Raw genomic sequence first — 1,900 nt, forward strand, 5'->3', positions numbered from 1 at the left:
GAGGTGGAGTCGTGGTTGTCGGCGTTGGCCCGGTTGTATGTGACGGGTACGCCGGTGCAGTGGCCGAACTCGGCGGCACCGGAGTTGGAGCTGCCGACGTACCCGTTCCAGCACCAGCACTACTGGCTGACCGCACCCGGCTCCGAGACCAGCACCGACACCCTGCGGTACCAGGTGGACTGGAAGCCCGTGAAGCTGCCGGCGGCCACCCCGCACGGTACCTGGGTGGTCGTCGCCGGTACCGGTGCCGACTCCCAGCCCATCACCGAAGCCCTCGCCGCCTGCGGCACGACGCCGGTCGTCCGGGCAGCCGGGGACGAGTGGCCGGCCTCGGCGGACGGGGTGATACACCTCGCCGGCACGGTCGCGGACCTGCTGACCACGCTGCGCGAGACCGGCACGGCGTACCCGGACGCACCGGTGTGGTGCCTGACCACGGGAGCGGTCGGGACGCCCGGGCACGCGCCGACCGCGCCGGATCAGGCGGCGCTGTGGGGCCTCGGGCGCACCGCCGGGCTGGAGTTGCCGAACCGGTGGGGCGGCCTGGTGGACGTACCCGCCGGCTGGCCGGCCGGTACCGGCGCGGCGCTCGCCGCCATTCTCGCCGGCGGCCACGGTGAGGACCAGCTCGCCGTGCGGGACGGCGTCGTCCTGGCCCGTAAACTCACCCGCGTGCCGCGCCGGTCGTCGTCGGGCTGGCGGCCCCGGGGGACCGTGCTGGTCACCGGCGGAACGGGTGCCCTCGGCCGGCACACCGCGCGCTGGCTGATCCGCAACGGCGCCGAGCGGGTAGTCCTGGCGAGCCGCTCGCCCATCGATTCCGAACTGGAGACCGGGGTCGAGACCGCGGTCTGCGACGTCACCGACCGGGCCGCGGTGCAGCGGCTGGTGACGGCGCTCGGTGACGGGCTCACCGCCGTCGTGCACGCCGCCGGCGTACTCGACGACGGCGTCATCGACGGCCTGACCGCCGAGCGCTACGCCCGGGTCGCCGACCCCAAGGTGCTCGGCGCGACGCACCTGGACGAGTGCACCCGGCACCTCGACCTGGACGCCTTCGTGCTGTATTCCGCCCTCGCCGGTGTCCTCGGCTCGGCCGGGCAGGGCAACTACGCGGCCGCCAACGCGTGCCTGGACGCGCTGGCCGAGCGTCGCCGTGCCGAGGGCCTGCCGGCCACCTCGATCGCCTGGGGTCCGTGGGCCGGCGGCGGCATGGCCGGCAGCGACCTGCTCGACCGGCTGCAAGCCTCCGGCATGCGCGCTCTCGAGCCGGCCCGCGCACTGTCCTGTCTGGCCGGTGCCGTCGACGCCGAGCAGCCCGTGGCCGTCGTCGCCGACATCGACTGGGACACGTTCCGGCCCGCGTTCACCGCGACCCGTACGAGTTCGTTGCTCTCCGCGCTGGCGCCGGCATCGGCGCCCGCGGCCACGGTCACCGCGCCGCCGACCAACGACCTGGCCGAGCGCCTGCGGGTGCTGCCCGAGGTGGACGCCCGGCGCACGGTCCTCGACCTGGTGCTGCGCGAGGTGGCCGCGACCCTCGGACACGCCGACGCCGGGCTCGTCCGGCCCGACCAGGCGTTCCGGGAGGCGGGCTTCACCTCACTGGCCGCCATCGAGCTGCGTAACCGGCTGGACGCGGCGACGGGCCTGAGCCTGTCGGCGACCCTCGTCTACGACTTCCCCTCGCCGCAGTCGCTGGCGGACTTTGTTGCCGAGACCCTGCTGGGCTCCGGCTCCGGCTCCAGCTCGGGCTCCGGCTCCCGCGACGCCGGCACGCCGTCCGGCGTTGCCGTCGTGGGCGATGACCCGGTGGTGATTGTTGGGTTGGGTTGTCGTTTCCCGGGTGGGGTGGTTTCGGGTGAGGGTTTGTGGGATGTGGTGGCTGGTGGGGTGGATT

General features: G+C 74.3%; 1 protein-coding gene. It reads left to right on the forward strand.

From position 1 onward, the window contains the following. A partial coding sequence (locus ABEA87_RS42110) for a beta-ketoacyl reductase (protein WP_345639408.1) occupies nucleotides 1–1,900 on the forward strand: 1,900 nt, incomplete at both ends.

This window comes from Rugosimonospora acidiphila, from assembly GCF_039543385.1.
Lineage (GTDB): Bacteria > Actinomycetota > Actinomycetes > Mycobacteriales > Micromonosporaceae > Rugosimonospora > Rugosimonospora acidiphila.